At 57.4% G+C, this 7,369-nt stretch carries 7 protein-coding genes and 1 pseudogene; 3 read left to right on the top strand and 5 right to left on the bottom strand.

Annotation, left to right across the window (positions count from 1 at the left end; all coding sequences use genetic code 11):
• On the bottom strand, positions 1–832 hold an 832-nt coding region (locus tag PMI01S_RS30575), incomplete at its 3' end, for an NAD(P)H-dependent flavin oxidoreductase (protein WP_084323889.1).
• Between the two features lie 33 nt (positions 833–865).
• On the bottom strand, positions 866–1,294 hold the full coding sequence (hemJ, locus tag PMI01S_RS30570) for a protoporphyrinogen oxidase HemJ (protein ID WP_017341087.1): 429 nt from the start codon (positions 1,292–1,294) through the stop codon (positions 866–868).
• Positions 1,295–1,429: 135 nt separating this feature from the next.
• Between hemJ and argC the strand changes: the two genes are divergently transcribed.
• The gene (gene argC / locus PMI01S_RS30565; RefSeq protein ID WP_084323888.1) at positions 1,430–2,464 is read left to right on the top strand and encodes an N-acetyl-gamma-glutamyl-phosphate reductase; all 1,035 of its coding nucleotides are present in this window, start codon (positions 1,430–1,432) and stop codon (positions 2,462–2,464) included.
• A 168-nt stretch (positions 2,465–2,632) separates the two neighbouring features.
• Positions 2,633–2,983, top strand: coding sequence for an iron-sulfur cluster insertion protein ErpA (gene erpA / locus PMI01S_RS30560; RefSeq protein WP_007906865.1), 351 nt, complete (start codon positions 2,633–2,635; stop codon positions 2,981–2,983).
• A gap of 73 nt (positions 2,984–3,056) precedes the next feature.
• On the opposite strand, the gene PMI01S_RS30555 is transcribed toward erpA, so the two are convergent.
• The gene (locus PMI01S_RS30555) at positions 3,057–4,148 is read right to left on the bottom strand and encodes an anhydro-N-acetylmuramic acid kinase (RefSeq protein WP_084323887.1); all 1,092 of its coding nucleotides are present in this window, start codon (positions 4,146–4,148) and stop codon (positions 3,057–3,059) included.
• Between the two features lie 3 nt (positions 4,149–4,151).
• Positions 4,152–5,570 carry a peptidoglycan DD-metalloendopeptidase family protein gene (locus PMI01S_RS30550; protein ID WP_084323886.1) on the bottom strand — a complete coding sequence of 473 codons (1,419 nt, stop codon included), beginning with the start codon at positions 5,568–5,570 and terminating at the stop codon, positions 4,152–4,154.
• 212 nt (positions 5,571–5,782) lie between these two features.
• Here PMI01S_RS30550 and tyrS point away from each other — a divergent pair, with 212 nt between their 5' ends.
• A complete protein-coding gene (tyrS, locus tag PMI01S_RS30545; protein WP_084323885.1) occupies positions 5,783–6,982 on the top strand; it encodes a tyrosine--tRNA ligase in 1,200 nt (399 codons plus the stop codon).
• Positions 6,983–7,104: 122 nt separating this feature from the next.
• Here the strand turns inward: tyrS and PMI01S_RS31875 are convergent.
• Positions 7,105–7,369 (bottom strand): annotated as a pseudogene (locus PMI01S_RS31875) (hypothetical protein); the annotation flags it as partial.

Here is a 7,369-nt window from a genome sequence, read left to right as displayed (position 1 = left end):
TTTTCCAGGCCTTGGCTTCATCGCTCAATGGCTTGAGCTTGGAGCCGAAATTGACCTCGCCCTTGTTTTGCAACGCCGCCATGTCGAAACCGGCAGCTTCCAGGCTCTGACGCATAAAGCTCGCCGGTACGCCCGAGACCGCCGGCGTATGGATGATGTCTGCCGCTCTTGCGTTCAGCAGCATCTCTTTGTAGGCGTCAGGCGCATGACTTTCAGCGGTGCCGATAAATCGCGTACCGAAGTAGGCCAGATCCGCACCGAGCAATTGCGCAGCCAGAATCTCGTGGCCATGGTTGAGGCACCCCGCCAGCAGCAGCGTCTTGTCGAAGAACTGGCGGATTTCGGCAATCAGTGAAAACGGGCTCCAGGTGCCCGCATGTCCACCGGCACCCGCGGCCACGGCAATCAAGCCATCAACGCCCGCCTCGGCGGCTTTTTCTGCATGGCGACGTGTCGTCACGTCATGGAAGACCAGTCCTCCATAGCTGTGAACGGCGTCGACCAGTTCCTTCACCGCACCGAGACTGGTGATCACGATCGGCACTTTGTGCTCGACGCAGATGTCCAGGTCCGCCTGCAGACGCGGGTTGCTGTTGTGGACGATCAGGTTCACGGCATAAGGCGCGGGGTTATCCAGTGTCGCCAGGCCCGCCTCGATTTCTTCCAGCCAGGCCTTGAAGCCGCTGCTTTCACGCTGGTTCAGCGCGGGAAAGCTGCCCACCACGCCATTACGGCAGCAGGCGAGAACCAGTTGCGGGTTGGAAATCAGGAACATCGGCGCCGCCACGACGGGCAGACGCAGACGTTGTTCGAGCAAAGCGGGCAGCGACATTGGAAGTACCCCGGTGAGTGGTGCCGATTGAAGTTAGAACGGCCGAACGACGACCAGAATTACAATAGCCAGCAATATCAGAACCGGCACTTCATTGAACCAGCGATAAAAGACATGGCTGCGGGTGTTCTCGCCACGGGCAAATCGTTTTACCTGCGCACCGCACATGTGGTGGTAGCCGATCAGGATGACCACCAGCGTCAATTTCGCGTGAATCCAGGCACCTTGGCTGAATATGCTTGGGTTCAGCGCAATCAGCGCAATACCGAAAATCAGCGTGGCGATCATCGCGGGCCCCATGATGCCGCGATAGAGCTTACGCTCCATCAGGCTGAAGCGTTCTTTGCTGACAGCGTCTTCGCTTTGGGCGTGATAGACGAACAGGCGCGGCAAGTAAAACAGGCCGGCAAACCAGCAGACCATGCTGATGATGTGAAGCGCTTTGAGCCACAGATAAAGCATTTTTAGTTATTCCCAGGTTCACGGTAGCGAAGATAGTAGAGGGTAGAGCGGCCGCACGTCACCTTGACGGTTGTCGCAGGCGCGCGCGGCCCCTATTATCGACGGCTTTCCAGTGGGTTCGTTGAGGGCAGGTTTATGGTCAAGGTCGGTATCGTCGGCGGCACGGGTTACACCGGTGTCGAACTGCTGCGTCTGTTGGCACAGCATCCGCAGGCAGAAGTGGTGGTGATCACTTCCCGATCCGAGGCCGGTCTGGCCGTGGCTGATATGTACCCGAACCTGCGCGGTCATTACGATGGTCTGGCGTTCAGCGTTCCGGACATCAAGACCCTGGGTGCCTGTGACGTGGTGTTCTTCGCCACGCCTCACGGCGTCGCCCACGCGCTGGCCGGTGAACTGCTGGCGGCCGGGACCAAGGTCATCGACCTGTCGGCGGACTTCCGTCTGCAAGATGCTGACGAATGGGCCAAGTGGTACGGCCAGCCTCACGGCGCGCCGGAGTTGCTGGATGAAGCGGTCTACGGCTTGCCGGAAGTCAATCGCGAGCAAATCAAAAAGGCTCGCCTGATCGCCGTACCAGGTTGCTACCCGACCGCTACGCAACTGGGTTTCCTGCCATTGCTCGAAGCCGGTCTGGCCGATACCACTCGCTTGATCGCTGACTGCAAATCCGGTGTCAGCGGTGCCGGTCGTGGCGCTTCCGTAGGTTCGCTGTACTCCGAGACGTCGGAAAGCATGAAGGCCTACGCCGTCAAAGGTCACCGTCACTTGCCGGAAATTCGCCAGGGGCTGCGTCGTGCTGCAGGCAAGGACGTCGGGTTGACCTTCGTTCCGCACCTGACCCCGATGATTCGCGGCATTCACTCGACGCTCTACGCGACGGTCGTGGATCGTTCGGTGGATCTGCAGGCGCTGTTTGAAAAGCGTTATGCCAACGAACCGTTCGTTGATGTAATGCCCGCGGGCAGCCATCCGGAAACCCGCAGCGTGCGCGGCGCCAACGTCTGCCGTATCGCCGTGCATCGCCCGCAGGACGGTGATCTGGTGGTGGTGTTGTCGGTGATCGATAACCTGGTCAAAGGCGCGTCGGGTCAGGCAGTGCAGAACCTGAACATCCTGTTCGGGCTGGATGAACGTCTGGGCCTGTCCCATGCCGGCATGCTGCCGTAAGGTTTTATCCCGCTCAGCAAAAAGGCCCGCCAAACGGGCCTTTTTGCATTTCCCGCCGGCAATCGGGTTTATTGATATACCGTAACAATAGTTGACCGATTTTCTAGGAGAAGCGGATAATGCGCGTCATCACGCATTATGGCGGCGTAACGCCGGGAGATAGTCAGCATGAGCGTCGAATCCTTCACCCCCACGGCTTTGCAATTCACTCACGGTGCCGCGCACAAGGTGAAGAGTCTGGTCGATGAAGAGGGGAATGATCGCTTGAAGCTGCGCGTATTCGTTACGGGCGGCGGTTGTTCAGGTTTTCAGTACGGTTTTACCTTCGATGAAGAAGTGGCCGATGACGACACCATTGTCGAGCGCGAAGGTGTGAGTCTGGTTGTCGATCCAATGAGCTTCCAGTACCTGGCAGGCGCCGAGGTGGATTACCAGGAAGGTCTGGAAGGTTCGCGTTTCGTTATCAAGAACCCGAACGCCACCACCACGTGTGGCTGCGGCTCTTCGTTCTCGATCTGATCGCGCTTCACCGCATGAACAAACGCCGCATGACCTCAGGGTCATGCGGCGTTTTGCTGTCCGGGGTTATGCTTCAGGCGGGGTAGATGGCGCCGAGTATGCGCAGGCCGCGGGCGCCGGTGACGCTTGGGCGGTTGGCGGCGATGCCTTCGAGGCAGCAGTGGGCCAGCCAGGCAAAGGCCATGGCTTCGACCCAGTCCGGGTCAACGCCATGAGTGGCGGTGCTGCTCACTTTTGCGTTCGGCAATAGCCTGGCCAGGCGGTTCATCAGTGTGGCGTTGTGCGCCCCCCCGCCGCAGACCAGCAACTCCCGGGTATCCGCTTGAGCGTTTTGCAGTGATTCGGTGATGGTCAGTGCGGTCAGCTCCAGCAGCGTTGCTTGCACGTCTTCGGCGGCGAAGGTCGGCAATTGCGAAAGATGCTGTGTCAGCCATGGCAAGTTGAACACTTCACGACCAGTGCTTTTCGGGCCTTTGGTCACGAAGAATGGATCGCCGAGCAGCGCTTTCAGCAGAGCAGGTTCTACCTTGCCGCTGGCGGCCCATTGGCCGTCGCGATCAAAGTTCTCGCCGCGTTGCTGATGAATCCAGGCGTCCAGCAACACATTCCCCGGGCCGCAGTCGAAACCCGCCACCGGTTTGCCGGGCTCGATCAGGCTGAGGTTGCTGAAACCGCCAACATTCAGTACCGCGCGGTTACCGGCCTGTTCTTCAAACAAGGCTTCGTGGAAGGCCGGAACCAGCGGGGCGCCTTGACCACCGGCCGCCACATCGCGACTGCGAAAGTCACTGACCACGGTGATACCGGTCAGTTCGGTCAGCAGGGCGGGGTTGCCGATTTGCACCGTGAAGCCGCGCGCCGGTTCGTGGCGAATGGTCTGGCCGTGGCTGCCAATCGCGCGAATGTCTTCGGGGTTCAGATTTTGTTGTTCAAGCAGGGTGTGAATGCCCTGCACCGCCAGCTTTACCCAATTCTGCTGGGCAATGGCTGAGCGGGCGATTTCGTCCGGACCACTGGCGCACAAGCCAAGCAGCTCGGTGCGCAGGGAGTCAGGCATGGGAATGTAGTGCGTGGCGATCAGCCTGATCGTCGGCGCCACCTCGACCAGCGCGATGTCCAGGCCATCAAGGCTGGTACCGGACATCACACCAATATAGAGCGTCATGGCTTAGCGCTTGTTCGAAGCCAGTTGGGTGGACTTCTCTTGGTCCATGCGCGCCATCAGCGGCTGACTCTGCGCGAGGAAGCGAGCGCGTTCTGCTTTGGAAATCGGATCGGCCATCGCCACCTTTTGACCCAGCGGATCGACGTGCACACCATTGACCTGGAACTCGTAGTGCAAGTGTGGTCCGGTAGACAGGCCGGTGGTGCCGATGTAACCAATGACTTGACCCTGCTTTACAGAGCTGCCGGTCTGGACGCCTTTGGCAAATCCCTGCATGTGGCCATAGAGCGTGCGATAAGTGTTGCCGTGTTGAATGATCACGGTATTGCCGTAGCCGCCACGGCGACCGGCCAACAACACCTTGCCGTCGCCGGCAGCCTTGATTGGTGTGCCGCGCGGAGCTGCGTAGTCGACACCTTTGTGGGCGCGGATCTTGTTCAGGATCGGGTGCTTGCGACCCATGGAAAACTTGGAGCTGATGCGGGCGAAGTCGACAGGCGTACGAATAAACGCCTTGCGCATGCTGTTGCCATCAGCGGTGTAGTAGCTGCTGTTGCCCTGTTTGTTGGTGTAGCGCACGGCGGTGTAGGTCTTGCCGCGGTTGGTAAAGCGCGCCGAGAGGATCGGCCCGTTGCCGACGGCCTTGCCGTTGACGACTTTCTGTTCGTAGATCACGTCGAATTCGTCACCCTGGCGAATATCCTGGGCAAAGTCGACGTCATAGCCAAACACGCTGGCCATGTCCATGGTCAGGCTGTGGGACAGGCCGGCGCGCGCAGCCGATTGCGACAGCGAGCTGTTGATCACACCATGAACATAGGCAGAGCGCACAGTAGGCTTGGCGGTAATTCTGTTGAATGCATAACCCTTGTCATTCTTGGTCAGCGTGATGCTTTCGAGATCGCTGACCTTGCTATGCAGGTTGATTAGCTGACCTTCAGGGTTCAGTTCAAACTCGAGTTTCTGGCCATGTTTGAGCTGGCTGAACTGCTTGGCCTGCTTGTCGCTGGCCAGTACTTCATGGACCGATGTGGCTGGAAGACCGACTTTCTCGAACAGGGTGGAGAGCGTGTCGCCTTTAGCGACGATCACTTCCCTGTGGTTGGGAGCCTTCTTTTCTTCGACAACCGGAGCGGGTTTGGTCTGGGCAGTTTCCTGTGCTTCTTCGGCGCTATCTTCGATCTGCGCAAAAGGGGAAGTTACCGGCTCATTTGTGGCTTGGGCGACGTCGGCAGCGTCTTGATCTTGTGTCAGTTGTTCAGCAGGGCTTTCCAGTTCAAGACTCAGGGTCGTCTTTTTGGCTTCTACATCACTGGAAGGAAATACCAGAAGCGCCAGGCTCAGAAGGGCGGCGATGCCACTTGCTGCGAGCAGGTGGGTCTTCGGGTAAAGCGGTGGCGCTTTAGACGATTCTTTGGTCATAGGTAATTTTGACTTTGAAAAAAGATGAATTGGAAAAGATGAATGACATGATGAAGATGAAATAACTGTATAAAATATAACCAAATCATCTCTGAAGCAAGTCCGTGGTCACTCTGCCAGCGGATTGGCGTCATTGCGCCGGCCAAACTTTGTATTTGACGCGCGATCTTGTATGGTTGGTACCCTTTGAATTCGAGCCTTGCGGGTCTGTTATGAAGTCGGTTGAAGAGCAGCTAGCGCTGATCAAACGTGGTGCGGAAGAACTGTTGGTCGAGTCCGAGCTGATCGAAAAGCTCAAGCGTGGCCAGCCGCTGCGTATTAAGGCAGGCTTCGATCCGACCGCGCCGGATTTGCACCTGGGTCACACCGTGCTTATTAATAAGCTGCGTCAGTTCCAGGAGCTGGGGCATCAGGTGATCTTCCTTATAGGTGACTTCACCGGGATGATCGGCGATCCGAGCGGCAAGAGCGCAACGCGTCCACCGCTGACCCGTGAGCAGGTTCTCGAGAATGCCGAGACCTACAAGACTCAAGTCTTCAAGATTCTTGATCCGGCGAAAACCGAAGTGGCGTTCAACTCCACCTGGATGGATCAGATGGGGCCGGCTGACTTCATTCGTCTGACATCGCAGTACACCGTTGCGCGCATGCTCGAGCGTGATGACTTCGACAAGCGTTACACGACTAATCAGCCAATCGCCATTCACGAGTTCCTCTACCCGCTGGTTCAGGGTTACGACTCGGTCGCCTTGCGTGCGGATGTCGAGCTGGGTGGCACCGATCAGAAGTTCAACCTGCTGATGGGGCGCGAGCTGCAACGTGGTTACGGGCAGGAGGCTCAGTGCATTCTGACCATGCCTTTGCTCGAAGGCTTGGACGGCGTGAAGAAGATGTCCAAATCGTTGGGCAACTATGTCGGTATTCAGGAAGCGCCAGGTGTGATGTACGGCAAGCTGGTTTCCATCCCTGATGCGCTGATGTGGCGTTACTTCGAATTGCTCAGCTTCCGCTCCATGGATGAGATCAATGCATTCCGCGCTGATGTTGAGGCGGGTGCCAACCCGCGTGACATCAAGATCAAGCTGGCCGAGGAGATCGTTGCACGCTTCCATGGTGAGGAGGCTGCGGCCAGTGCTCACCGTGCAGCAGGTAATCGCATGAAGGATGGCGAGCTGCCGGACGACCTGCCGGAAATCGAATTGACCGCTACCGAGGATATGCCGATCGCTGCCGTCCTTAATAAGGCCGGTCTCGTGAAGAATTCGGCGGTGGCGCGTGATCTCCTGAACTCTGGCGGTGTTCGTATAGATGGCGAGGTTGTCGATCGCACCTTTATATACGTACTGGGTGCAACCCATGTTTGTCAGGCTGGAAAGAAGGCGTTTGCGCGTATTTCGCTTAAATCCGAATAAAGCTGAAATCAGGGGTTGACGGCAGATTCTGGAAGTCTATAATTCGCCCCACTTCCGGCGCAGTCGAAACGGAAAACTCCTTGGTAAACAAAGAGTTACGCAGTTTTCGGCAGCGAGTTGCTTCAGTTCATCGAAGCCCAGAAGAAGTTGGTCAGGCAGTGTGTTTTCGCTTGATTGACGGTTCGATCTTCTCGGTCGAAAGCGGAGAAAAAGAGGTGTTGACAGCAGCGAACAACGCTGTAGAATTCGCCTCCCGCTAACGAGAGATCGGAAGCGCAAGTGGTTGAAGTTGCAAAGGAAACTTTGAAAACTTCTGAAAATAACCGCTTGACAGATACAGAGGGTGCTGTAGAATGCGCGCCTCGGTTGAGACGAAAGATCTTAACC

It is taken from the genome of Pseudomonas migulae NBRC 103157, from assembly GCF_002091715.1.
GTDB classification, from domain to species: domain Bacteria; phylum Pseudomonadota; class Gammaproteobacteria; order Pseudomonadales; family Pseudomonadaceae; genus Aquipseudomonas; species Aquipseudomonas migulae_A.
Note: the sequence above shows the minus strand (reverse complement) of the source record. Positions and strands in the feature narration are given on the sequence as shown.